The organism is Bacillus sp. MUM 116 (assembly GCF_001866655.1).
Classification (GTDB): domain Bacteria; phylum Bacillota; class Bacilli; order Bacillales; family Cytobacillaceae; genus Neobacillus.
This window is the reverse complement of record NZ_MLYR01000117.1, coordinates 14602-39522: the sequence shown is the minus strand read 5'-3', so window position 1 is coordinate 39522 and position 24921 is coordinate 14602. Positions and strand designations below refer to the sequence as shown.

Sequence of the window (24921 nt, the reverse complement as noted above, 5' to 3'; positions counted from 1 at the left end):
ACACTATGCTGTAGAGATGGTAATTTTAAGATACAAATCCGTTCTTAATAAAGAACTAATAAAACGATATATAATGAGGCTATTAAATAGTCAAACCCGCTTAACTGTTGGTTGTTTAATATAACTTACCCGGGATTATTTAATATATTTATTCCGGTGGGGTAACTATGTTCTGATCGTTCGATTTAAAGAATATATTATATCGGAGTTTTCGATATATGGGGCTAATAAATCAAAATTTTACTTAAGGTTTGGCAGGAGGAAATGATGAGCGCTATCGCGGGTATTTTTCACTTAAACGATGAACCTATTAATCTTGAACACGGCAGGAGAATGATGAAAGAACTAGAAAAATATCCAGCCGACGATGTTCAAACCTGGCATAGTGACAAAGTCTTTCTTGGCTGCCATGCCCAATGGATCACACCGGAATCGATTGGCGAAAAGCTTCCTTATTATGATGAGGAAAGAAAGTTAGCGATTACGGCTGATGCGATTATTGATAATCGGGAAGAGCTGTTTGAAAAACTGCAAATCAAAAAATCTAAGCAAAGAACCATAACGGATAGCGAACTCATTCTGCTCTCTTATGATAAGTGGGGTGAGGATTCGCCGAAGTATTTAATTGGGGATTTTGCTTTTATGATTTGGGATGAGCGGGAACGTAAATTTTTGGGGGCGAGGGATCCATCTGGTCTTCGAACTCTTTATTTTTTTCATGATAAATTTAGATTTGTATTTTGCACCACGATAGAGCCACTGCTAACTTTACCTAATATAAAAAAACAACTCAATGAAAACTGGCTAGCAGAATTTTTGGCAATTACCGTACCTGTTGATACAGTTGATGCTTTTACGACACCTTATTGTAATATTAACCAAATACCGCCATTTCATAGTGTTACATTTCAAAAAGGAAAATTCAGTTTAACAAAATACGGAAATTTTAATGTGGAAAAAAAATTAAATTTTAGGCACGATTATGAATACGTTGAAGCATTTCAAGAAATCTTTCAAAAAGCAGTCAAATCCAGGTTAAGAACACATCTCAATATTGGGTCACATTTAAGTGGTGGATTAGATTCAGGGACAGTTGTTGGATATGCAGCTAAGGAACTAAAAAAAGAAAACAAATTACTGAATACTTATAGTTATATACCTCCAAAAGATTTTATTGATTATACACATAAAGGATTAATGCCCGATGAGAGACCATTCATTAAAAAAACCGTAGAATTTGTTGGTGGAATAACAGATCATTATTGCGATTACGATGGGATAAGTTCTTATACAGAAATAGATGATATTCTTGATGTTAATGAGATGCCTTACAAGTTTGTAGAAAATTCTTTCTGGTTAAGTGGAACTTTTAAAAAAGCAAGTGAAAATAATGTCGGAATATTGCTGAATGGTGATACTGGAAATTCTACTATCTCCTGGGGTCAGGCATTATATTACTATGCAATTCTTTTAAAAAGGTTAAAGTGGATTGAACTTATTCAAGAATTAAATCAGTATAGTAGAAATATAGGTGGGGCAAGATTCCGGAGTTTACCGAGAATTGCAGAAATAGCTTTTCCCTTTTTTAGTAAATTTAAATCGGATAAAGGAATTAATTGGAATCCAAAAGTAATTGATTTGGCGTTTGCACAAAAAACTGAAGTATTTAACAAACTCCAGAGATTCGGTATTGATCAATCTGGATGGATTGCAACACCAAATTTATATGAACAGAGAAAAATTATGTTTGATAAAATTTCTACTTTTAATTCCAGCAGTACTCTTTACTCTAAATTATCACTAAAATACTCTTTATGGAAAAGGGACCCTACGAATGATTTGCGAGTAGTTCGTTTTTGTTTTGCAGTACCGGAGGAACAATTTGTAAAAAATGGTTTAGACCGTGCTTTAGTTCGAAATTCTACTAAGAATATTTTGCCAGATGAGGTCAGGTTAAATCAAAGAATCCGAGGTGTTCAAGGTGCTGATTGGATTCACAGAATGATACCCCATTGGGATAAATTAATGGAAGAAGCTAAACTACTTAGCAATGATAAAAAAATGATGGAATTTTTCGATGGCAATGTCATAAAGTCAGCCATAGTTAAAGGTGAAAAAGGTCCATTTAAAGAGAAAGTTATGGACCCGGATTACAAAATTTTGGTTAGAAGTATAATTGTATATCGCTTTCTCAAAAAATTTAATTGAAAGGGGGTGATAATATGAAAAAGGAATGGCAGAAACCAACTTTAGAAGTTTTAGATGTTAATTTAACAATGCACAACCCCCATGGATGGAGTCCTGACGGTGGGCATATTAGTGACATTGTACTGGATGAAAATGGCTTACCGACAGCTGCAGTATTAAGTTAAAATGTATGATTTTTTCTCAGATAGCCCTTACCCTAATAGAGTATAAGGGCTATTTGTATAAAAGAGTTAGATGGAGTGAAAACCATGTTAAAAGTTGAAAAGAAAGTCGTTTATAAGGCATTTGGTTTTTCCATAATTAGTGAGATTCCTCTAAGTGAATTACCTCAATTAGGTAATAAAGTAGATTCTAATATAGATATAGTAATAACAAGAGAAGAGTTAAAAAATCAATGGAGTGATCTAGCAAATAAGGACAAAGGGTTTGTAATTCAAAAGAATCTAATGTTGTATAAATATGAGGAGATTGCAATTTTTTTAGTTCAAGATGGAAGAAAGATCTCCGTTTCACCTTTGAAGGATTATGATGAAGATATAGCCAAGCTTGTAATTTTAGGAACATGCTTGGGTACTATATTAATGCAGAGGAAAATCCTTCCATTACATGGAAGTGCTATTGCTATTAATGGAAAAGCATATGCAATTATTGGAGATTCAGGTGCTGGAAAATCAACGCTTGCCTCAGCGTTTTTAAATGAAGGTTTTCATCTTTTAACGGATGATTTAATAGCTTTGTCTATTTCGGAAGAGAATGTTCCATATATTAATCCTGCATATCCGCAGCAGAAACTTTGGGAAGATAGTCTTTGTAATTTTGGCATGGATAAAAGAAATTATAATTCTATTTATGGAAGAGAAACGAAGTTTAATGTACCAGTGACTTCACAATATTCTTCTAAAGCAATTCCATTAGGTGGGATTTTAGAGCTCGTTAGGACTGAGAATGGGGATATTCAATTAGAGGAAATTCAGGGTTTAAAAGGTCTGGATACTATATATAGAAATACATATCGGAATTTTATTATTCCAAAATTAGGGATGATGGATTGGCACTTTTATCAATCAACGATAATTCTAAATAAAGTTAATTTATACAGATTAAGCAGGCCAACTACAAAATTTAATGCGCCACAGCTAGTTTCAAAAATATTACAAACAATAGGTGGTAATAATGATGATTGATCCTAATCAGATATTTGAACAATCGAAAGATGTCATAGTAAGTAATATGGGACAGGAAAAAGTGATGTTAAGCATTGCTAATGGAAGGTATTACAATCTAGGGGAATTGGGTGGAGATATTTGGGAGCTACTTTGTGAGCCAAAAACTATAAACCAATTAATTTCCGAATTATTAGAAGTGTACGATGTTGATCGAGTTCAATGTGAACAACAAGTATCAACCTTTTTACGCCATCTTTTTGAAGAGCAATTAATTAAGTTTAGTTAAATTGATTATTAAAATAGAATATAAAGCCGGGGATTTGGATGGGTTTTGTAAGGAATTTACGACTATTTCTAACTTTAGATGGAAAATCGATTATGATGATTTTAGAGGCCTATATATTATTAGGGTGGGCTCGTATTCAAAAATTAAAAGATTTTTCAAAAGTTTCCCCTTTATTGGGTGAAAAATTAAGTGAAACAACATTTACCTTTAATGCGGATGACCACAAAATTGCAAAAAAAATTTCTCAGTCCATCCATCTGATAAGTAAATACACTTTTTGGGAAAGTCAATGTCTAGTAAAAGCAATGGCTGCCATGAAAATGCTAGAAAAACGTAAAGTTGAAAGTACCTTATATTTAGGTACCGCAAAAGATGAGGATGGAAAATTAATCGCACATGCTTGGTTACGAACTGGCCCTTATTTTGTAACAGGTTCCGAGGGGATGGAGAAATTTACTGTGGTCGCTACATTTGCTAAACGTTTAAGTAAAAATAGGGGAGAAAAACATGCAAAAGAACTTTAAACTTGATGTTTCTAGAGTTCCAAAAGAACTAAAATTAATCCTTAAAATGATAAGACAACAAGATAGAATCGTTGAAGGAGAATGGTTTTTAAACATAGATTGGAACAAATTCTACGAACTAGCAATTCATCATCGAGTTTTTCCCCTGTTGTATCCAATCCTTGAACGAAAATATCAACAAAATATTCCTGAAAAAATAACAAAGGCAATGGGAAAAGAGTATCAAAAAAATACATTTCGAATGCTTCATTTAACTGCCGAACTGGAACAATTCAGCAAATTATGTAGTAAAAATAATATCCCATTTATTGTTTTAAAAGGACCAGTATTGGCCCAAGATCTTTATGGTGATTTATCTTTACGGACCTGTGGGGATTTAGATGTATTTATTTCTATTAACAATTTAGAAATATTAGACAACTTACTTCAAGAACAAGGATATAAAAAAGATGAATATATTCAAACTGTCCTTAATGATTGGAAATGGAGGCACCATCATTTTACCTATTTTCATCCAGTTAAAAATTTGAAACTTGAGATTCACTGGAGGTTACATCCTGGACCGGGGAAAGAACCAAGTTTTAAAGATTTATGGGAAAGAAAAAGGGAGACCATCTTATCTAATCACCCTGTCTGCTTTCTAGGAAGAGAGGATTTGTTTTTATTTCTTGTTTCACATGGGGCGCGTCACGGTTGGTCGAGACTTCGGTGGTTATTGGATATTCACCATATTTCATTACAAAATGTAGATATTGATAAGTTAAAGAAACTTTCTAAAAAACATCATAATTCTCATATAGTTAGTCAGGCATTAATTCTCACTAATCAGTTATTAGGAACGAACATAAATGAAGGTTATTTCAAAAAATTTCCTAATGGCAAATCGAGTATGCTAGCTCAATTGGCCATATTTTATTTAGAAAGAATGGTCAATTTACATACTGACCCTGTACCTAAAGATGTTTCTCGATACCATAGTCGCCATTTATATTCTTTGATGTCCTTCAAGCAAAAAATAATCTACATGATAAGTACTCTATATCCATATCCGGAAGATGCTCAAACCTTACCTTTGCCTAAAGTCTTCCATTTCTTATATTTTCCCTTACGTCCATTTTTATGGGTATGGAGAAAAACAAAGAAAATGGCGGTATCCTAGGAGGATATTTATGAAATATCTAATATACTTTACTAAACAAATTCATAAATTTGCGGGAAAAAAGCTGTACTTAAATCTAGTTGCTATGACTTTAGTTAGTCTGTGCGAGGGAATTGGAATTTTTTTAATAATACCACTTATTTCACTTACCGGAATTATTCATGTTAATACAAATAACTCCATCCCTCTTTCTTATTTAACAAATATTTTCCGATTTTTCCCACAAACTGTTAGTTTAATAATCATTCTTAGCGGCTATGTTTTATTAATTATAGGGCAAGGGTTGTTTCAAAGAAGTCAAGTAATATTAAATGCGAAAATACAACAGGGATATTCTCTTTATCTAAAGCAGAATACGTATAGGTCTTTGTTGCATGCTAATTGGGGCTTTTTTCTTCTGAAAAGAAAGTCAGATTTAATAAATATTATGACTTTAGAAATTGGTCGTGTTGGTGCAGGAGTTCAAATGTTTCTTCAATTTATATCGTCATTAGTTTTTTCAAGTATTCAATTGATTATTGCATTCTGGTTATCCCCAAAATTGACGATATCCGTTTTAATTTTTGGTATTTTGCTTATTTTTTTTTCAAGAAGGTTTATTAAAAAATCATCTGAATTAGGAAAAGAGACTGTAGAATTATCACAGGAATTCTTAGCCGGGGTAACAGACCATCTGAACGGAATAAAAGAAATTAAGAGTAATAACCTAGAAGAATCCCATATAAGTTGGTTTAATACTATCAGTAGAAAAATGGAGAATAATGTTGTTAAACTTGTAAAGTTAAGAAATTCATCTCAATTAAATTATAAGGTAGTTTCTGCAATTTTATTAGCGTCGTTTGTATTTCTGTCTTTAAAAATGTTTCAAGCGCAACCAGCACAGCTTATGATAATTATGGTAATTTTCTCAAGAATGTGGCCAAGAATTAGTGGAATACAAACTAACTTGGAACAACTTGGGGCCGTTCTACCGTCCTTTAAAGTATTAATTGATTTACAAAAAGAATGTTCCTTAGCAAAAGAAATAGACGAAAAGCAATTAATGGCTATTGAACCATTAACTATTATTAAAGGAATCGAATGTCAAGATGTGACTTTTAGATACAACCATAAACAAGAAAAATTTGCTCTTAGGCATGTAAATCTCCAAATTAAAGCAAATCAAATGACAGCTATTGTGGGCCGATCAGGTGCTGGAAAAAGTACCTTGGTCGATTTAATAATGGGGCTCAATCACCCGGAACAGGGTGAAATTCTAATTGATGGAAAAATGCTTACAAGTGACAGACTTTTATCCTTGAGACAATCATTAAGTTATGTACCTCAAGACCCTTTTTTATTTAATGGAACTATAAGAGAAAATTTGTTAATTATTGAACAAAATGCAGCCGAAGAACAGATTTGGGATGCATTGGAGTTTGCTGCTGCAGCTGACTTCGTTAGAAAACTTCCAAATGGAATAGATACCCTTATTGGAGATAGAGGTATTAAGCTTTCGGGTGGAGAACGACAAAGGCTCGTACTTGCAAGGGCAATTCTCCGTAAACCATCGATTTTAATTTTAGATGAAGCAACAAGCTCTTTGGATACTGAAAATGAATCGAAAATCCAGGAAGCTATTGAGCGACTTAAGGGGAAAATGACAGTTATTGTAATTGCACATCGTCTATCGACTATTCGCAATGCTGACCAGGTAGTGGTATTAGATCAAGGAGAGATTATCCAAAAAGGACAATTTAATCAACTTGCAAATGAAAAAAGAGGAATGTTTAGTAGTTTACTAAGAAAACAAATGGAGGTAAGTGTATAACCAATAAATCGCCTTTTTTAATGAAATGTTAATCTATATTTTATTGACATGTTCTTTATAAAGAACTAATATAATAATATAAAGAAAAGAAAAAATACAATATGACTAAGGACATATTTTTTCGGGAAGTTTGTTCTTTATCTAGAACAATATTAATTTAAAAAAGGTGGTTTAATGGAAAATTATAATCAATTTAGTAATGGTGGTCAAAGAAAAGCAAAAGAAATTAATTTAAGAGAGTTATTCCTGGTTATTAAAAGCAGATTTTGGATTATTGTTGTAATTACCGTCCTTGCTGGCATTGTAGGATTTATAAAAGGTAATTCTAAGCCAGTGCCACTATATAGTTCTTCAACAAATATTATTATAGGGGCAGACGAGGAATCAAGAAAGACTCTTCAGGTTATTGTAAGAGACTCAGCTATTTTAGATAAGGTAATTAAAGAAATGGATCTTAAAACAACTGCTGAAGCTTTAGCAGGACAAATAACGGTTTCCAGTGTTGAAAGTTCTCAGGTGGTAAATATTAGTGTAACGGACATGGATTCTATCCTTGCGGCAAAAATAGCAGATACGACCGCTCAAGTTTTCAGGGAGGAAGTACCTAACATTGTCGGGAAAGATTATGTCCGAATATTATCAAAAGCAAAGGTTAGACCAATACCAATTAACCAGGGGAACAACATGAATAAATTAATTATTGCTATTGCTGGTGGATTGGTTGTTGGAATTGGGTTAGCATTTTTTATTGAATCCTTAGATGATCGAATCCGGTCTGTGCAAGAAATTGAAACAGTACTAGGGCTCCCAGTATTAGGAAGTGTACCGAAAACAAACAAAAGAAATATGAAAAGAAAAGCAAACCATACAAAGCTAGAAATCAATGTAAGGGGCGAGACAATTGGTTATAAGTAAACGAAAATCATCAGCAACAAAACAAAGGACAATTGTTACACACGCCCATCCTGAATCTATTATTTCTGAGCAATATCGAATGATTCAAACGAATATTAAATTTATGCTGGCTGAGCAAAAGAGCCGTACTCTACTCATTACATCACCGCGTGATGGAGAAGGAAAGTCGACAACTGCGGTTAATTTAGCTGTTTCAATGGCGCAGCAGAAGAAAAAGGTTCTTTTGATTGATGCCAATTTGAGAAAACCTTCTTTACATACGTTTTTTAAGCTGTCAAACACAAATGGTTTAACAGATGTTTTAACTGGGAGGTTGTCGTTTGGCGAGGTAGTTCATCATACTGAAATTTGGCGTCTCGATGTTTTATCAAGCGGAGTAGTTCCCATTAATCCAGTTGAATTATTAGGATCTCAAATGATGCAGGAATTGCTTAAAAAGGTCACACAATCCTATGATACCGTGATTATTGATTCCAATTCGATTCTTGAGGTAACAGATACAAAGCTTTTATCTACCCAATGTGATGGAGTTATATTAGTTGTCAAAAATGGAAAAACAAAGTTAGATAAAGCTGCTGAGGCCAAAAAAGTATTAGAGTTTGCCAAGGCGAAACTAGTTGGGGTTATATTAAATCAGTGACGATAACGTTGAAAATTTTAGCTTTTTTTTTGCATTGTTTGTTCGTTATTAGAAACGAAATCAAACTTTTTAGTGCAAATTGGAGATGTCTCCTTTCCAATATAAATGGAGGCACTCGGTCATGCTGTGGGTCTTTGGACCTTAGACGCAAGTCGTCGAGAGTGTGACGTGAGGACGGGTTAAATGCCCATTTATTAAAAAATGTTAACTATGTGTTCTTCATTTAAAGATCGTATAATTAACATTTTTTAATGGGGAGCTGTAAAAAATGAATCGTTTTGACCAATATCCAAAATCAATCAAAAAAGCTATAAGGTACATTAAACAGGATGCACCCAAAGAGCAGCTTGAAGAAATCAAAAAATTAATTGAGTATGCAATCTGTTTAAGAAACCAAAAAGTAAATTAAATAGATTGAGAGTTTTGTAAAAAAGGGGGGAAAGTATGACTTATCACCAGAGATTGTCATTGTTCATTATTATTGATTCTTGTATTGTTTTAACAGCAATTTTCTTTAGCCGTTTTTTAGTAAATGGAACTTTTGATGTTGTAACTTTTCCTATCGTTTTAAGCTCTATTGTTATATTGATAAGTCATTATTTCCTTTCATTTAAATTACATCTTTATAAAAAAGCTTGGGAATATGCAAGTGTAGGAGAATTATTAATCATCTTAAAGGTAGTAAGTATTTCAATTATAGTTGCAGCAGTTTCGCAACAACTAGTCCTTGGAGAAATATTATACAGATTACTATTTGTCACATGGCTTCTCAATTTATCCCTAATAGGCGGTTCCCGTTTTTGCTGGAGGATGTACCGGGATTCCTATCTTGCTCCGGTAGAGAACAAAAAAAGAACACTAATTGTTGGGGCTGGATCCGCAGGGGCGATGGTGGCAAGGCAGCTTCATCATAATCAGGATGCTGACCTTCTTCCCGTTGGATTTATTGATGATGATGACAAAAAACATCATTTAGATATTTTAGGAATACCGGTTTTGGGCGGAGTTACTAAAATAGAAGAAGTTGTGAAAAAGTTAGAGATTGATAATATTGTCATTGCGATTCCGTCCCTAAGTAAAAAGGAATTAAATAGTATTTTTCAGGAATGTGTAAAAACAAGGGCAAAAACGCAAATTTTGCCAATGCTTGAGGATTTAATGACAGGAAAGGTATCTGTAAAACAATTTCGAGATGTTCAAGTGGAGGATTTGTTAGGCAGAGATCCTGTTGAGTTAGATATTGATAGTATTTCGGAGAATATTAAAGAAAAAGTAGTTTTAGTAACAGGTGCCGGAGGATCGATTGGATCAGAAATTTGCCGTCAAATTGCCAATTTCAATCCAGCAAGACTTGTTCTCTTGGGTCATGGTGAAAACAGTATATATTCTATTGAAATGGAATTAAAGGAGACATTTAAACATACTGATATTAATTTTATTCCGGTAATAGCAGATATACAGGACGCAAAGAAAATGATGTTTGTTATGAGTACATATCAACCAGATCGTGTCTATCATGCTGCTGCTCATAAACATGTTCCGCTGATGGAAGCAAACCCGGAAGAAGCGATTAAAAATAATCTAATCGGAACGTTAAATACGGCACAGGCTGCCAGCTGGAATGGTGTAAAAACATTTGTTATGGTTTCGACCGATAAAGCAGTTAATCCAACTAGCGTTATGGGGGCTACAAAAAGGCTGACAGAAATGATCATCCAAAATATGGACAAGGATAGTGCTACAAAGTTTGTTACGGTTCGTTTTGGAAATGTTCTTGGCAGCCGGGGCAGTGTGATCCCATTATTTAAAAGGCAAATTGAACAAGGCGGTCCTGTTACCGTGACGCACCCAGAGATGGTGCGCTATTTTATGACCATTCCTGAAGCTTCAAGATTGGTTCTTCAAGCCGGAGCACTTGCGAATGGCGGAGAAATCTTTGTTTTAGACATGGGAGACCCGGTGAAAATTGTTGATTTGGCTAATAATTTGATTAAATTATCCGGTAACTCCATTGAAGAAATTGGAATTGAATTTACTGGAATAAGACCGGGGGAAAAATTATTTGAAGAACTGCTAAAGGAAGATGAGGTTCATGAAGAACAAATTTATCCGAAAATTTATATTGGCAAAACCTCTAAATTGTTGATTCATGAAATCGAAGAAATCATCTCTAATTATTCAAACTTAAGTCAAGAGGAGATCCGTGAAAGACTGATTAGCCTTGCGAATTATAAAGTAGAGCCAAAACAAAAAGTATCCGTTTCAGTATAAAGGAGTGCAAGAAAATGAAAGTAAGAAAAGCAATAATTCCTGCAGCGGGACTAGGAACTAGATTTCTTCCTGCAACAAAAGCGATGCCAAAAGAGATGCTCCCAATCGTAGATAAACCCACCATCCAATATATTGTGGAGGAAGCGGTGGAGTCTGGAATTGAGGATATTATTATTGTAACTGGGAAAGGGAAAAGAGCAATCGAGGATCATTTTGATAACTCTTTTGAACTGGAACATAATCTATTAGAAAAAGGGAAAATTGAATTATTAAATGAAGTTCAAAAATCTTCAAAACTCGTTGATATCCATTATATTCGCCAGAAAGAGCCGAAAGGATTGGGCCACGCCATTTGGTGTGCGCGGAAATTTATTGGAGATGAACCATTTGCAGTTCTCCTTGGGGATGACATTGTTAGGGCAGAAAAACCTTGTTTAAAACAATTAATTGATCAATATGAAAGATACAATGCTTCAATATTAGGTGTGCAAACAGTCTCTGATGATGTTGTTTCCCGATATGGAATCGTAGATGGTAAAAGCATTAGCGAGAGATTTTATGGAGTACATGGTTTAGTTGAAAAGCCAAAAAAGGAAGAGGCGCCATCAAATCTTGCTATTTTAGGAAGATATGTTTTAAGCCCAAAAATATTTGAGGTTTTAAGTCAACAAAAACCTGGAGCAGGTGGAGAAATTCAACTTACAGATGCAATAGCAGCTTTAAATCTCTATGAAGCCGTTTATGCCTATGATTTTGAAGGAATCAGATATGATGTTGGTGAGAAAATGGGCTTTATTCAAACAAGCATCGAATTTGCCCTACAGCGTGATGATTTAAGAAATCAGTTATTAGAGTATTTATCATCGGTTCTAAATAAGGAATTGGTTAAAAAATAATTATGGGTGGTTGATATACATGCATAAAAAAGTGCTTTTTTGTGCAACTGTGGATTACCACTTTAAAGCCTTCCATTTGCCGTACCTAAAGTGGTTTAAGGAGCAAGGATGGGAAGTACATGTTGCAGCATCTGGGGGGATGATGCTCCCATATGTAGATAAAAAATTTAATATTCCAATCCAGAGATCTCCTTTTCATAAATTGAATATAGCTGCTTTAAAGGAGCTTAGAGGGATTATTGATAAACATCAATATAAAATTATCCATTGCCACACGCCCATGGGAGGTGTATTGGCAAGGTTAACCGCTCGTCAGTCAAGAAAGATGGGGACCAAAGTAATTTATACAGCACATGGTTTTCACTTTTGTAAAGGTGCACCGCTACTCAATTGGTTACTTTATTATCCGATTGAGAGATTTTTATCTAAGTATACAGATTGCTTGATTACTATTAATAAAGAAGATTTTAATCTTGCAAATCATCATAAATTTAAAGCTAAATCCATTAAACATGTACATGGTGTTGGCGTAAATACTGAGAGATTTAGGCCGATAGAGAGTTCACAAAAAGCAGAATTAAGAAAAAATCATGGATATGATGTCCATGATTTTTTAATGTTTTACGCAGCGGAATTTAATAAGAATAAAAATCAAAAATTATTAATTGAATCATTAGCTTTAATTAAAGATGAAGTCCCCCACGCAAAGCTTTTGTTAGCTGGTGAGGGAGTTCTATTAAAGGAATGTCAAGAACTTGCTCAAAAGTTAGGAATCAAGAACCAAGTTGAGTTTCTTGGATATAGAACCGATATTGAGCAGTTGTTAAAACTTTCAGATGTTGCCGTAGCATCGAGCCTTCGTGAAGGGCTACCGGTCAATATTATGGAAGCAATGGCTTGCGGGTTGCCAGTGATTGCGAATGATAATCGGGGCCACAGGGAATTAATTGAAAATAATTATAACGGATGGATTATCGATAATAATCCGGAAGAGTTCTCACGCAGGATAAAGACCCTAGTGAATAATCATCAAATAAGGACTGATTTAGGTATTAAAGGGCGTAGTATGATTCATTCAAAGTACAGCGTTTATAAGGTATTAGAAGAAAAAAGTAGTATCTACCGATATGAAATGGGAGAAATGGAGGATGTAAAGTGGGCAGTCCATTAAGGGTCTTACATGTGGTAGTCAATATGAACAGAGGCGGTGCAGAAACGTTAATCATGAATTTGTATCGCAATATTGACCGACAAAAAGTTCAGTTTGACTTCTTAACATGTAAAGAGGGTGTATTTGATGCTGAAATAGAAAAATTGGGTGGAAAAATACATCGAATCCCATACATTTCTGAGGTAGGTCATTTTGGATATATAAAAGAACTAAAAAAGTTTTTCATTGAAAATAACCATTATAAAATTGTTCATTCACATATGGATAAGATGAGTGGTTTAGTCCTTCGAGAAGCAAATTTGGTTGGTATACCTATCCGTATTTCGCATAGTCATAATACAAGTAGTGAAGGTGGTATAGCTGCAAAAATTTATAAATGGTATGCAGGAAAATGGATCCTTCCCAACGCGACAAATTTATTTGCATGCTCGAAAATTGCCGCAGAATGGTTATTTAAAAATAATACAAATCCCATTCAAATCATTAAAAATGGCATTGAATGTGAAAAATTCTCCTTTTCACAGGTAACTAGAGAAGAGGTTAGGAAGGATTTGAATATCAATAATAATCAATTAGTTATAGGGCACGTCGGCAGATTTAATCATCAAAAAAATCATGCATTTCTCATTAATCTATTTGAAAAGTATCACAAAATAAATCCAGACTCAGTTTTAATATTAATTGGAGACGGCCCATTACGCTTGAATATTCAAACGCAAGTTGAAGAGTTAAAACTTGAGAATTATGTGAAATTTTTGGGAATCCGAAATGATATTCACCGGCTCCTGCAAGCTTTTGATCTATTTATTTTTCCATCTTTACATGAAGGGTTACCTGTTTCCTTAATTGAGGCGCAAGCAGCCGGATTGAAGTGTCTCATTTCCGAAAATATTTCCCACGAGGTGGATATGGGAAGTAATTTAGTAGAATTCCTCCCGATAAATGATGAAAGCATATGGGTGCAGAAAATCAAGAATAAGAGAGTAAATAGAAATAATTCCATAAATACCATAGTCAAAAATGGTTATGAAATAAAGGATACAGCAGTTAATATAGAAAAATTTTATTTGAAAATATCGGGGTGAGCATATTTGAAATTAATAACGGTTTTTACTCCGACGTATAATCGGGCATACTGCCTGCATAAATGTTATGAAAGCCTTATTCGTCAAACAAGTAAGGATTTTATTTGGTTAATTATTGATGATGGATCAACGGATAACACAAAGGAATTAGTTAGCAACTGGATAAAAGAGAATAAAATTGAGATCAGATATCATTGGCAGGAAAACCAAGGCATGCATGGAGCACATAATACTGCCTATGAAATGATGAATACGGAATTAAATGTATGTATTGATTCTGATGATTATATGCCTGAACATGCAATTGAAAAAATAAAATGTTTTTGGGAAAAGAACGGAAACGATAAAGTAAGTGGAATTATTGGCCTGGATGCTTCGCCTGATAAAAGAATTATAGGAACAAAATTACCAAGTAACATAAAGACTTCAACATTGTTTGATCTTTATTATAAACATGGAGTTAGCGGCGATAAAAAACTTGTTTATCGAACAGAGTTAACAAAGAAATATCCCTATCCGATTTTTAAGAATGAGAAATATGTAGGTCTGGCCTATAAATATTACATGCTGGATAAACAGTATGAAATGCTCTTAATTAATGAGGTTCTTTGCTGTGTAGAATATCTGCCTGATGGTTCGTCACTTAATATGTTTAACCAGTATCGAAAAAATCCCAGAGGTTTTGCCTTCTACCGTAAAGAATTAATGAAATTACCGTTTACAAGTTCAACATTTAAATTTAGGCAGGCAATTCACTTTGTATCAAGTAGCTTAATGATAAAAAACTGGAATTTCATAAATGAGACTCCTGCCAAAGGACTTACTTTTATGGCTATTCCCTTTGGGCTTTTATTTTATTTTTATATAAAAACGAAAACAAGGACTGCTTCATACCAATAGCCAAATGAAAAATGACATTTTGAAAGGAATTTAATTATGACAATTCTATGGATTAATTTAGCCATAGTTTTTATTTTATCCTTTTTTTCTAGATATTTTGCTGTTCCAGCAAATCAAACATATTCAGTTGCTCCAATCAAACCAAATAAAGTTTTAGTTCTTGGAGTCATGGTAACTTTGGCTCTTATTTCAGGGCTTAGATCGAATATTGGAGATACTTTTTTTTATAAACACTCTTATGAAACGAATAACTTTACCTGGGAGTTTATTCAATCGCAAAAAGATATAGGATTTGGAATTCTTCAAATGATTCTAAAAAACTACTCAAATGATCCACAGATATTAATTTTTACAACTGCTGTAATCACTAACCTTTTAATTGTAGGTGTACTATACAAATACTCAAGGATGTTTGAACTTAGTACCTATGTCTACATCACAGGTGGTTTATATCTAGTTTCCATGAATGGAATGAGGCAATGCCTGGCAGCGGCAATCATCTTTATTGGTACAAAATACCTAATTAACGGTAATTGGCTCAAATACATTTTAATCGTACTGTTTGCATCAGCCTTTCATGAAAGTGCATTAGTACTAATCCCAATTTACTTTATGGTAAGATTTAAAGCCTGGTCAAAAGCCACTGTTATTCTATTGGGCTTAGCTGTGTTAATCGTTATCGGGTTTGATAAATTTTCAGAAGTTTTATTTTCGGCTATTAAAGATACAGAGTTTGGGCATTACAAAAGTTTTAACGAAGGCGGAGCCAGTACGATGAGGGTTGCCGTATTTGGAGCACCGCTTGTCATTGCTTACTTTGGAAGAGAAAAACTAAGGAAAATATTTCCCGAAAGTGATTATATCGTCAATATGGCAGTTATAGGGTTTGTATTTATGATTGTGTCAACCCAAAACTGGATATTTGCGAGATTCTCGATTTACTTTAATTTGTACCAGCTGATCCTTATTTCCTGGATTATTAAATTAATTCATGAAAAGGATCAAAGATTTTTCTATTATTTTCTATTGGTTTGTTACCTTTTATATTATTATTACGAAAGTGTAATATCTTTAAATATTAATTATTTAAGTAATTATATACAGCTTGGAGGGTGAGCAGGTTGAAACAAGCACCCAAAAGGATTTTACATATTGTCAGTGCAATGGACCTTGGCGGGGCAGAAACATTAATCATGAATATTTATCGCAATTTGGATCGGACAAAAATACAATTTGACTTTGTTGTTCATTCAAATAAAAAAAATGATTTTGAAGAGGAAATCATAAAATTAGGCGGGAAAATCTTTAAAATACCAAGTTTAGGCCAGCTTGGTCCTTTTAACTATATAAAAAAGCTAATGAAGATTATGAAATCCAACCATTATATTGCCATTCATTCCCATACAGACTATCAAAGCGGGTTCCCGGCATTAGCGGCGAAAATATCTGGGGTAAAAAAGCGAATTTGTCATTCTCACAGCAACAATTGGCCGAATGGAGCTCAGTTTAGACAGAAGATGTCATTAAAGGTTCTGCAAAAAATCATTCAGTTTTCAGCAACGAACTATTGTAGCTGCAGTAAAGAAGCAGCACAGTTTTTATTTGGTAAAAAGCTGGTCGATAGTGGGAAAGTTAGAATTTTTAAAAATGGAATTGATATTAGTGAGTTTACTAAAATAGAAGCAGATACAAGAAATAGAGTCATTCGAGAATTGGAACTCCCGGAGGATGCAAAAATCTTAGGGCATGTTGGAAGGTTTTCAGATTCAAAGAACCAAATTTTTATATTAAACCTATTAATAAAATTACTGGAAGAAGACGAACGATATTACGCATTGCTAATTGGTGATGGTCCATTAAAAGAGCAAATAGAAACTGAAGCGGAAATGCTAGGGATAATTGATCATGTTAAATTTCTTGGGGTCCGAACCGATATTCCAAGGCTTATGAAAGCTTTTGATGTTTTTCTTTTTCCCTCGAAATTTGAAGGATTTGGGATTGTTGTTTTGGAGGCCCAATCTGCCGGTGCTCCTTGTGTATTATCCGCGGCTGTACCTAAAATGACAGATATGGGATTAGGCTTAACGACTTTTGTTGACCTCAAAGAAAGTCTTAATATTTGGTGCCAGAAGGTAAAGGAATCAATTAATAAAGAAAGACCTAATAGTGAACTTATCGAAGAAACGATATCTGAGAAGGGCTATAACATTAAAAGTAACGTTAATGAGTGGGTAGATTTATATGGTGCTAGTTGATTCAATGATTTAATTTAGGCGAGGGATTACATAATGAAGAAAAAAATATTAATTTCATCTTTTGATTTAGCCATTGGCGGTGTGGAAAGAAGTCTTATCGGCCTATTAAGTCATATTGATTACAGCAAATATGATGTGGATTTAATGTTATTTAAGCATGAGGGGGAATTCCTTTCATTTTTGCCGCCCGGCCCCAATCTTCTTCCGGAAATGTCAGCCTATACAACCTTTAGAATGCCAATTGGTCAGATTGCAAAACAAGGACATTATCAAATTGCCATTTCAAGAACAATCGCAAAATTTATTGGTTCCATTTATGGGAAGATTAAAAATTTTGATGAGCCTGGTTATCTTGTTATTCAATATGGTTGGGACATATCCAATCGATTCCTGCCAAAATTAAATAAAGAGTATGATGTGGCCATAGGATTCCTATGGCCACATCATTTTATCGGCGAAAAGGTAAAAGCCAAAAAGAAAATTGGCTGGATTCATACCGACTACTCTAATATAAGTTTAAATAATAAGTTGGAATCCAGGATGTGGAATAAGCTTGACCAAATCGTTGCGGTTTCTAGTGAATGTTCAAATACATTTTTAAACATTTTTCCTGAGCTAAGACAGAAGACAGCTGTAATCGAAAACATTCTTTCACCAGCACTCGTCAGGAAGCAAGCAAATGAACAAGTACCGGAAGAAATGAAAAAGACAAATGGAAAAACAATCTTGTTAACAGTCGGCAGGCTTTCCCATGCGAAAGGCTTAGATCATGCAATCAAAGCATGTAAGGAATTGGTGAAAGAAGGTTATGATCTCGAATGGTATGTGGTTGGTTATGGTCATTTAGAGAATGAACTTAAAGACCTTATTAAACAATTAGACATGTCAGAGCGTTTTCACTTATTAGGTAAAAAAACGAATCCATATCCTTATATGAAAGCCTGTGATATTTATGTTCAACCTTCAAGGTATGAAGGGAAAGCAGTGACAATCAGAGAAGCGCAAATATTAGGAAAGCCTGTTGTGATTACAAACTTTCCAACCGCTAAAAGCCAAGCGAAGGACGGCTTTGATGCTTTAATCACAACACAGGATGTACCTGGAATTGTAAATGGAATTAAAAGATTGCTGGATGATGAACAACTAAAAAATAACCTGATCTCAAATACGCTATCCATGGATTATGGAAACGAAAACGAGGTTGAAAAATTGTATGCGTTAATTGAATCATAAATAGGGAGGTATTCCTGTGGCTATTCTTGTTACCGGTGGAGCAGGCTACATTGGCAGCCATACATGCGTAGAATTATTGAACGCTGGTTATGAAATTATTGTTTTAGATAATTTCATTAATAGCAAACCAGAATCGTTAAAACGGATAAGCGATATTACTGGGAAGTATTTTAAATTTTATAACGTTAATCTTCTTGATGAAAAAAAGGTAGATAAAATATTTAGGGAGAATAATATTGAAGCGGTCATTCACTTTGCCGGTCTTAAATCGGTGGGGGAATCAGTAAATGTTCCGCTTAAATACTATCATAATAATATTACAAGTACCCTTGTGCTTTGCAATACAATGAAAAATCATCATGTTAAGAATTTGGTTTTTAGTTCGTCAGCAACTGTTTATGGAATGCCTGAACGGTTTCCAATTTCCGAGGATTTTCCTCTTGGTGCATTGAATCCGTATGGCCGTACAAAACTAATGATTGAAGATATTCTTCAAGATTTATTTATTTCTGATCCTGAATGGAGTATTGCGTTATTAAGATATTTCAACCCGATTGGTGCCCATCAAAGCGGCCGAATTGGGGAGGATCCTAATGGAATTCCCAATAATTTGATGCCGTATATTACACAAGTAGCTGTTGGAAAACTAAAAGAATTAAATGTTTTTGGTAATCAATATCCAACAAACGATGGAACTGGTGTCCGAGATTATATCCATGTAGTTGATTTGGCTAAAGGACATTTAAAAGCATTGGAAAGAGTTTCAAAAACCGCTGGAATTGAAGCCTTTAATCTTGGTACTGGAAACGGGTATAGTGTGTTAGAAATGGTGAGTGCTTTTGAAAAAGCATCAAAGAAAAGAGTTCCATATAAAATTGTGGAGCCAAGACCAGGTGATGCAGCCGTTTGTTTTGCAGATCCGTTAAAAGCAAAAATAGTGCTTGAATGGGAAGCGGAAAAAGGGATTGAAGAAATGTGTGCAGATTCCTGGCGATGGCAGGAAAACAATCAAAATGGTTATGAAAATGAAATAGCACAAACAGAAAACCTCCACAAATCGATGAGTGGGGATTTTTTATTAGGAGTTAAGTAGCTTTAGGAGAGGTTGAAGAATGTCATTATCGCAATCACTTACACAACAGAAATTTGCAGAAATCCTAACCTTGATTTATCAAAAAGGGCAGGATTCAAAAAACATCAACATAACTGATTTTATTGAAGAAATAAAACAACAAGTATTATCGGAGAGAAAATAATGTTTTGGGGGAAAGCCAGTAATGAAGCGATTGTTTGATTTTACGGTTTCATTTTTCCTATTTTTTATCTTTTTCCCCTTTTTTCTTATTTTAGCTTTATTGGTAAGGATCAAGTTAGGGTCACCAATCATCTTTAAACAGCAACGTCCGGGGCTATATGGAAAACCCTTTTACCTTTATAAACTACGAACCATGACAGAAGAAAAAAATGCGAAAGGGCGATTAATGCCGGACGATATAAGATTAATTCCTTTTGGAAATTTCCTTAGAAAATACAGTTTGGACGAATATCCTCAGTTATTCAACGTAATGAAAGGGGATTTAAGTTTAGTAGGTCCACGGCCGCTTTTGATGGAGTATCTTCCGCTTTATACAACAGAACAAGCAAAGCGACATAATGTCAGGCCCGGTATTACTGGATGGGCACAGATAAATGGCCGCAATGCCATTTCGTGGGAAGAAAAGTTTCAACTGGATGTTTGGTACGTTACCAACCAATCATTTTTGCTGGATATGAAAATACTGTTTTTAACAATTTTCAAAGTTTTGAAGTCTGAAGGGATAAGCCAACCCGGAAATGCGACAACGGAAAGTTTCACCGGCTCTAAATCAACAATGAAAGGAGAGCACGGATGAAGATCGCTGTGATTGGCAGAGGCGGGCATAGTAAAGTAATATCCGAAATGATCCATTCAAATGAAGATTATCAGATTGTCGCCTATTTGGATGATAAATATGAAAATGTCAGATTAATCGACAATATCTTTTGCGGGCCAATTTCATCAGTAAATAAGCTATTGAAATATGATCCGAATATTAAATTTATCATCGCGATAGGAAATAATAAAACAAGAAAATTAATTGTAGAAAAACTAAATCTTCCCAATGAGTATTATGTAACGATTATTCATAAATCTTCTATAATTAGCCATTGTTCCAAGATTGGTAACGGCACAGTTATTATGCCTGGCTCAGTCATAAACACCGATGTTGAAATCGGTGATCATTCCATTATCAATACAGGTGCTGTCATTGAACATGACTGTGTTATTGGTAACTTTTCTCATGTGTGCCCAGGGGTGACATTAACAGGTGCTGTCAATGTTGAAGTAGGAACCTTTATCGGAGCGGGGGCAACCATTATTCCAAATATAAGAGTTGGAGAGTGGGCTTCCATTGGTGCAGGGGCAACGGTCATTCAAGATATACCTTCTAATTGTACTGCGGTAGGGATTCCGGCTAAAGTAGTAAACCATAATTTAAGTCTGAAGGTGAATTAATTGTTAAATACAACCTATAAAAAGAGGATCTATCTTGCTGCTCCGCACATGAGCGGAAAGGAGCAAAAGTATATTCATGAAGCTTTTGAAACAAACTGGATTGCGCCATTAGGACCAAATGTTGATGCTTTTGAAAAAGAAATAGCCGATTATGTAGGAGCCAATGAAGCTGTTGCCGTTAGTTCAGGAACCGCTGCGATTCATTTGGCTCTTTCTTTATTGGATGTAAAAAAGGGCGATAAAGTTTTTTGCTCAAGCCTTACTTTTATTGCAAGTGCGAACCCGATTATTTATCAAGGTGCAGAACCGGTTTTCATTGATTCCGAACCAGAAACGTGGAATATGTCCCCACGAGCTCTTGAAAAAGCATTGCTGGATGCTTCAGGGGAAGGAACACTACCCAAAGCGGTTATTGTAGTGAACTTATATGGCCAAAGTGCCAAAATGGATGAAATCGTATCCATTTGCAACTATTATGAGGTTCCTATTATTGAAGATGCTGCCGAATCCCTAGGTTCAAGCTATAAAGGGAAACCAAGCGGAACTTTTGGAAGGTTTGGGATTTATTCATTTAATGGCAATAAAATCATCACAACATCTGGCGGCGGGATGCTTATTTCCAATGATCATGAAGCAATACAAAAAGCTCGCTTTTTGGCAACTCAAGCAAGGGATCCGGCACCGCACTACCAACATAGTAAACTTGGTTACAATTATCGCATGAGCAATATATTAGCGGGGATTGGGAGAGGGCAATTAGAGGTATTAGAAGATAGGGTAAATGCTAAGCGAGATATTTTTGAAAGATATACTAAAGAGCTTACCCATTTGTCTGGGTTATTCTTCATGCCTGAATTAGAAGAAACTCGTTCCAATCGCTGGTTAACTACACTAACCATAGATGAAAAAGAAGCAGGTGTTTCGGTAAAAAAGTTATTAAATGCTTTATCGGAAGAGAATATTGAAGCTAGACCAGTTTGGAAACCGCTTCATCTTCAGCCTATTTTTCATGGGATTTCCTATTATCCACATAGTGAAAGGGAAAATGTTTCAGAAGACTTATTTAGAAACGGTATTTGTTTACCTTCTGGGACAAATATGACGGTAGAGGACCAAACAAGAACGATCCATTGTATTAAGATGGCAATAGAACAATGAGTATAAAGGAAGAGGTGTCTTTTTAACTTTAACAATATTTTTTGAAAAAACGGGGTATGTGTGAATGCTAGGAAAAATTATTTATGATTTACGGAAAAAAAGGGGATATTCTCTTTCCGAACTGTCAGAGAGGGCTAATATCTCTAAGTCTTATTTAAGTAATATTGAGAGGAATTTAAATGGAAATCCATCTATACTGGTATTACGAAAAATAGCACAAGTGTTGGATGTGGATTTGAAGACATTATTACAAGAAAACAGCGATGGAAAAGAGATTCCACACGATAAGGAATTACTAGAATTAGTAAATGAATTAAAAGAATCGGGGATTGAAAAAAATGAATATAAAACATTGATTGAGTTTATTAAGTGGCAGAATAGAAATTCTGAAGCAAATAAATAAGTTTATTGGAATACTCCTGAAAATAAAGGAGGGTTTACTATATTACCATTAGTTAGTGTAATTGTTCCTGTGTATAATTCAGAAAGTTTTATTGATAAATGTATAGGTTCAATTATTAATCAAACGTATAAAAATCTTGAGATTATTATAGTAAATGATGGTTCAACAGATAAAAGTGAGGAAAGAATAAAAAATTTCACTCAAGATGATGTAAGAGTAATTTATTATTGCCAAACAAACGCTGGGCCATCTAAAGCAAGGAATATGGGGATAAATATGTCAAAAGGAGAATATATTCTTTTTGTTGATTCAGATGATACCGTTCATAAAGATTATGTAGAAAAATTAGTGATGGCAGCCATGAATTTAAATTTAGACTTTGTAGCAGGTGGATATATAGATTTTTCGATACATGGAAAAATAAATCTTAATCATTTCTGGAATGGCAAATCAATGGTTTCAAAAAAACAACTTATATTGAATACTTTTCAAGGAGTAGGAGGCACTCTTTGGGGAAAGGTTTTTAAAAGGGGTATAATTTTAAATCGAGATATTAGACTGGATCCTGAAATTTTTATGTGTGAAGATTTGCTTTTTGTTTTGCAGTATATTATGCATTGTAATCGGTGCGGTGTATTAAACGAGAATTTATACAATTATAATCGGTTAAATGAGAATAGTATTTCAAAAAGGATAAATATAGGTTATTTAAAAAATCTAATTTTGGTAATTAACAAAATTGAGGAAATACTCAATAAAAATTATACCAATTTAAGTGATAATATTTTAGCCAAAAGGGTTCAAAGTTTAGTTGAAACCTTTCTTGTTTTGCAACATTCCACTAATTGGACAAAAGAGGATAAGGACGATATCGTAAAAAGTCTATACACTTCGAAGTATTTCTTAAAGTATAAAACCAACTTTTCATCGGGATCATTTAAGGGGAAATTACTTTTCTTTTTAATTAGGAAGAATAAAAGTTATTTGGTTTATTATTACACATTGCTACTATTTAAAAGTCAGCAGATTAAAGACTTTATTAAGTTAAAGTTATATAGAAACAACTTAAAAGAAATGAAGTTAACTTTTGAGGAGGAAGGTTATTGAGTTATTTAAAACACTTGGTAGATCTAAATAAAATAGTAATAGCCTTTCTTGTTTCCACGATTTTAAAAATAAATAAAAAAAATAGAGATATATGGCTTATTTCTGAAAGAAGAGATGAGGCTGAGGATAATGGATACCATTTATATAAATATATCAGGGAATTCTTCCCTTTAAAAAAGGTATTTTATGTAATTGATAAGGAATCAAGATCGTATACTAAAATTGCGGAATATGGAACGGTGATTCACCATAATTCCTTAAATCATTATATATATTATTTTTTGGCGAATAAGCATATTTCTGCATTTCAATTCTTTGGTGTACCTGAAACACCAATATTGTGGAAACTTGAAGGACTTGGATTAATTCAAAAGAAAAAGGTTTTTCTACAGCATGGAATAACGAAAGAAATGTTACCATTTTTACAATATAAGAATACAAAATACAAATTATTTATTTGTGGGGCTAAGCCTGAATATGATTATGTAAAAACTTATTTTGGGTACCCAAAGGATAATGTAAAATATTTAGGTTTTTGCAGGTTTGATAGCTTACATAATTTTAAAGTGAAGAATCAAATTCTTATAATGCCCACTTGGAGACAGTGGTTTGGGATGACTAACAGTATGAATCAAGCCGAAAAGGAATACAAAACTTTTGTTAACTCTGAATACTTTAAAAAGTATAGCCAATTATTAAATAATGAAAGATTGCACGATTTTTTAATTGAGAAAAATATTGATTTAATATTTTATCCTCATCCCGAAATGCAAAGGTTTTTAAAGGCATTTAAAGTTAGTTGTCCAAAAATAACTATTGCAAATAGAAATGAGGCTAACCTTCAGAATTTATTGAAGGAATCCAAATTATTAATTACCGATTACTCCAGTGTTGCTTTTGATTTTGCTTATATGAGAAAACCATTAATCTATTACCAATTTGATCAACAACGTTATTATTCAGGGCATTTTGAAAAAGGGTATTTTGATTGTAGCAGGGATGGATTTGGCCCTGTAATTAGCGATGAAGTATTTTTAATAGATAAGATTATTGAATCTTTTTCAAAAAAATCAAATAGGGAAATATATAATAAGAGAATTGATAATTTTTTTCCATTATATGATAAAGATAATTGTTCTAGACATTATGAATCAATTAATAGACTTTAGCTAAAATGTTTTTATTAAAGCAAATTTTA

General features: G+C 33.9%; 26 protein-coding genes. All 26 read left to right on the top strand.

The genetic code is table 11. The features are described 5' to 3' along the window. Window positions 1–267: 267 nt before the first annotated feature. Window positions 268–2208 carry an asparagine synthase-related protein gene (locus BIV60_RS24185; protein WP_071358268.1) on the top strand — a complete coding sequence of 647 codons (1941 nt, stop codon included), beginning with the start codon at window positions 268–270 and terminating at the stop codon, window positions 2206–2208. Between the two features lie 14 nt (window positions 2209–2222). Further along, window positions 2223–2372 carry a paeninodin family lasso peptide gene (locus BIV60_RS29290; RefSeq protein WP_141770542.1) on the top strand — a complete coding sequence of 50 codons (150 nt, stop codon included), beginning with the start codon at window positions 2223–2225 and terminating at the stop codon, window positions 2370–2372. 84 nt (window positions 2373–2456) lie between these two features. Beyond that, complete coding sequence (locus BIV60_RS24180; RefSeq protein ID WP_071358267.1) at window positions 2457–3392, top strand: phosphoenolpyruvate carboxykinase (ATP); 936 nt, start codon at window positions 2457–2459, stop codon at window positions 3390–3392. Next, window positions 3385–3660: a lasso peptide biosynthesis PqqD family chaperone gene (locus tag BIV60_RS24175; RefSeq protein WP_256218531.1), complete on the top strand. Its 276-nt coding sequence runs from the start codon at window positions 3385–3387 to the stop codon at window positions 3658–3660. The genes BIV60_RS24180 and BIV60_RS24175 overlap by 8 nt, the downstream gene beginning before the upstream one ends. 38 nt (window positions 3661–3698) lie before the next feature. Beyond that, entirely contained in the window at window positions 3699–4184 is a 486-nt protein-coding gene (locus BIV60_RS24170) for a lasso peptide biosynthesis B2 protein (protein ID WP_071358265.1), read from the top strand. Beyond that, on the top strand, window positions 4168–5343 hold the full coding sequence (locus BIV60_RS24165) for a nucleotidyltransferase domain-containing protein (protein ID WP_071358264.1): 1176 nt from the start codon (window positions 4168–4170) through the stop codon (window positions 5341–5343). Before BIV60_RS24170 ends, BIV60_RS24165 begins: the two co-directional genes overlap by 17 nt. 10 nt (window positions 5344–5353) lie before the next feature. After that, window positions 5354–7153 carry an ABC transporter ATP-binding protein gene (locus BIV60_RS24160; RefSeq protein WP_071358263.1) on the top strand — a complete coding sequence of 600 codons (1800 nt, stop codon included), beginning with the start codon at window positions 5354–5356 and terminating at the stop codon, window positions 7151–7153. 174 nt (window positions 7154–7327) lie between these two features. Beyond that, window positions 7328–8068, top strand: a complete 741-nt coding sequence (locus BIV60_RS24155) for a YveK family protein (protein ID WP_071358262.1) — start codon at window positions 7328–7330, stop codon at window positions 8066–8068. After that, on the top strand, window positions 8055–8708 hold the full coding sequence (locus BIV60_RS24150; protein ID WP_071358261.1) for a CpsD/CapB family tyrosine-protein kinase: 654 nt from the start codon (window positions 8055–8057) through the stop codon (window positions 8706–8708). Before BIV60_RS24155 ends, BIV60_RS24150 begins: the two co-directional genes overlap by 14 nt. A 268-nt stretch (window positions 8709–8976) precedes the next feature. Then, complete coding sequence (locus BIV60_RS29910; protein ID WP_177177390.1) at window positions 8977–9117, top strand: hypothetical protein; 141 nt, start codon at window positions 8977–8979, stop codon at window positions 9115–9117. A 35-nt stretch (window positions 9118–9152) separates the two neighbouring features. Next, window positions 9153–10979, top strand: coding sequence for a polysaccharide biosynthesis protein (locus BIV60_RS24145; protein ID WP_071358260.1), 1827 nt, complete (start codon window positions 9153–9155; stop codon window positions 10977–10979). Window positions 10980–10993: 14 nt separating this feature from the next. Then, window positions 10994–11875 carry a UTP--glucose-1-phosphate uridylyltransferase GalU gene (galU, locus tag BIV60_RS24140; RefSeq protein ID WP_071358259.1) on the top strand — a complete coding sequence of 294 codons (882 nt, stop codon included), beginning with the start codon at window positions 10994–10996 and terminating at the stop codon, window positions 11873–11875. Window positions 11876–11894: 19 nt separating this feature from the next. Beyond that, the gene (locus BIV60_RS24135) at window positions 11895–13046 is read left to right on the top strand and encodes a glycosyltransferase family 4 protein (protein ID WP_071358258.1); all 1152 of its coding nucleotides are present in this window, start codon (window positions 11895–11897) and stop codon (window positions 13044–13046) included. Next, window positions 13031–14131: a glycosyltransferase family 1 protein gene (locus tag BIV60_RS24130; protein WP_071358257.1), complete on the top strand. Its 1101-nt coding sequence runs from the start codon at window positions 13031–13033 to the stop codon at window positions 14129–14131. Before BIV60_RS24135 ends, BIV60_RS24130 begins: the two co-directional genes overlap by 16 nt. A gap of 6 nt (window positions 14132–14137) precedes the next feature. Next, window positions 14138–15031 carry a glycosyltransferase family 2 protein gene (locus tag BIV60_RS24125; RefSeq protein WP_071358256.1) on the top strand — a complete coding sequence of 298 codons (894 nt, stop codon included), beginning with the start codon at window positions 14138–14140 and terminating at the stop codon, window positions 15029–15031. Window positions 15032–15067: 36 nt separating this feature from the next. After that, window positions 15068–16147, top strand: coding sequence for an EpsG family protein (locus BIV60_RS24120; RefSeq protein ID WP_071358255.1), 1080 nt, complete (start codon window positions 15068–15070; stop codon window positions 16145–16147). A gap of 47 nt (window positions 16148–16194) precedes the next feature. Continuing rightward, window positions 16195–17286: a glycosyltransferase family 1 protein gene (locus BIV60_RS24115; RefSeq protein WP_083402426.1), complete on the top strand. Its 1092-nt coding sequence runs from the start codon at window positions 16195–16197 to the stop codon at window positions 17284–17286. A gap of 30 nt (window positions 17287–17316) precedes the next feature. Then, on the top strand, window positions 17317–18519 hold the full coding sequence (locus tag BIV60_RS24110; protein ID WP_071358253.1) for a glycosyltransferase: 1203 nt from the start codon (window positions 17317–17319) through the stop codon (window positions 18517–18519). A gap of 16 nt (window positions 18520–18535) precedes the next feature. Further along, a complete protein-coding gene (gene galE, locus BIV60_RS24105; protein WP_071358252.1) occupies window positions 18536–19612 on the top strand; it encodes a UDP-glucose 4-epimerase GalE in 1077 nt (358 codons plus the stop codon). Window positions 19613–19631: 19 nt separating this feature from the next. Next, window positions 19632–19775: a YwzD family small protein gene (locus BIV60_RS29905; protein WP_177177389.1), complete on the top strand. Its 144-nt coding sequence runs from the start codon at window positions 19632–19634 to the stop codon at window positions 19773–19775. Between the two features lie 21 nt (window positions 19776–19796). Continuing rightward, entirely contained in the window at window positions 19797–20411 is a 615-nt protein-coding gene (locus BIV60_RS24100) for a sugar transferase (RefSeq protein ID WP_071358251.1), read from the top strand. Beyond that, window positions 20408–21055: an acetyltransferase gene (locus BIV60_RS24095; RefSeq protein ID WP_071358250.1), complete on the top strand. Its 648-nt coding sequence runs from the start codon at window positions 20408–20410 to the stop codon at window positions 21053–21055. Before BIV60_RS24100 ends, BIV60_RS24095 begins: the two co-directional genes overlap by 4 nt. After that, entirely contained in the window at window positions 21056–22213 is a 1158-nt protein-coding gene (locus BIV60_RS24090) for an aminotransferase class I/II-fold pyridoxal phosphate-dependent enzyme (protein ID WP_371261586.1), read from the top strand. A 64-nt stretch (window positions 22214–22277) separates the two neighbouring features. Next, window positions 22278–22616, top strand: a complete 339-nt coding sequence (locus BIV60_RS24085; protein ID WP_071358249.1) for a helix-turn-helix domain-containing protein — start codon at window positions 22278–22280, stop codon at window positions 22614–22616. 39 nt (window positions 22617–22655) lie between these two features. Next, entirely contained in the window at window positions 22656–23723 is a 1068-nt protein-coding gene (locus BIV60_RS24080; protein ID WP_083402425.1) for a glycosyltransferase family 2 protein, read from the top strand. Then, window positions 23720–24892 (top strand): CDP-glycerol glycerophosphotransferase family protein, encoded by a 1173-nt coding sequence (locus BIV60_RS24075; RefSeq protein ID WP_071358247.1) that lies wholly within the window; start codon window positions 23720–23722, stop codon window positions 24890–24892. Before BIV60_RS24080 ends, BIV60_RS24075 begins: the two co-directional genes overlap by 4 nt. The last annotated feature ends 29 nt before the right edge of the window (window positions 24893–24921 follow it).

Bases quoted from the DNA above. Each gene is read 5' to 3' on its own strand.
- BIV60_RS24185 (WP_071358268.1), top strand. From the start codon at position 268: ATGAGCGCTATCGCGGGTATTTTTCACTTAAACGATGAACCTATTAAT.
- BIV60_RS29290 (WP_141770542.1), top strand. From the start codon at position 2,223: ATGAAAAAGGAATGGCAGAAACCAACTTTAGAAGTTTTAGATGTTAAT.
- BIV60_RS24180 (WP_071358267.1), top strand. From the start codon at position 2,457: ATGTTAAAAGTTGAAAAGAAAGTCGTTTATAAGGCATTTGGTTTTTCC.
- BIV60_RS24175 (WP_256218531.1), top strand. From the start codon at position 3,385: ATGATTGATCCTAATCAGATATTTGAACAATCGAAAGATGTCATAGTA.
- BIV60_RS24170 (WP_071358265.1), top strand. From the start codon at position 3,699: ATGGGTTTTGTAAGGAATTTACGACTATTTCTAACTTTAGATGGAAAA.
- BIV60_RS24165 (WP_071358264.1), top strand. From the start codon at position 4,168: ATGCAAAAGAACTTTAAACTTGATGTTTCTAGAGTTCCAAAAGAACTA.
- BIV60_RS24160 (WP_071358263.1), top strand. From the start codon at position 5,354: ATGAAATATCTAATATACTTTACTAAACAAATTCATAAATTTGCGGGA.
- BIV60_RS24155 (WP_071358262.1), top strand. From the start codon at position 7,328: ATGGAAAATTATAATCAATTTAGTAATGGTGGTCAAAGAAAAGCAAAA.
- BIV60_RS29910 (WP_177177390.1), top strand. From the start codon at position 8,977: ATGAATCGTTTTGACCAATATCCAAAATCAATCAAAAAAGCTATAAGG.
- BIV60_RS24145 (WP_071358260.1), top strand. From the start codon at position 9,153: ATGACTTATCACCAGAGATTGTCATTGTTCATTATTATTGATTCTTGT.
- galU (WP_071358259.1), top strand. From the start codon at position 10,994: ATGAAAGTAAGAAAAGCAATAATTCCTGCAGCGGGACTAGGAACTAGA.
- BIV60_RS24135 (WP_071358258.1), top strand. From the start codon at position 11,895: ATGCATAAAAAAGTGCTTTTTTGTGCAACTGTGGATTACCACTTTAAA.
- BIV60_RS24120 (WP_071358255.1), top strand. From the start codon at position 15,068: ATGACAATTCTATGGATTAATTTAGCCATAGTTTTTATTTTATCCTTT.
- BIV60_RS24115 (WP_083402426.1), top strand. From the start codon at position 16,195: ATGGACCTTGGCGGGGCAGAAACATTAATCATGAATATTTATCGCAAT.
- BIV60_RS29905 (WP_177177389.1), top strand. From the start codon at position 19,632: ATGTCATTATCGCAATCACTTACACAACAGAAATTTGCAGAAATCCTA.
- BIV60_RS24100 (WP_071358251.1), top strand. From the start codon at position 19,797: ATGAAGCGATTGTTTGATTTTACGGTTTCATTTTTCCTATTTTTTATC.
- BIV60_RS24095 (WP_071358250.1), top strand. From the start codon at position 20,408: ATGAAGATCGCTGTGATTGGCAGAGGCGGGCATAGTAAAGTAATATCC.
- BIV60_RS24085 (WP_071358249.1), top strand. From the start codon at position 22,278: ATGCTAGGAAAAATTATTTATGATTTACGGAAAAAAAGGGGATATTCT.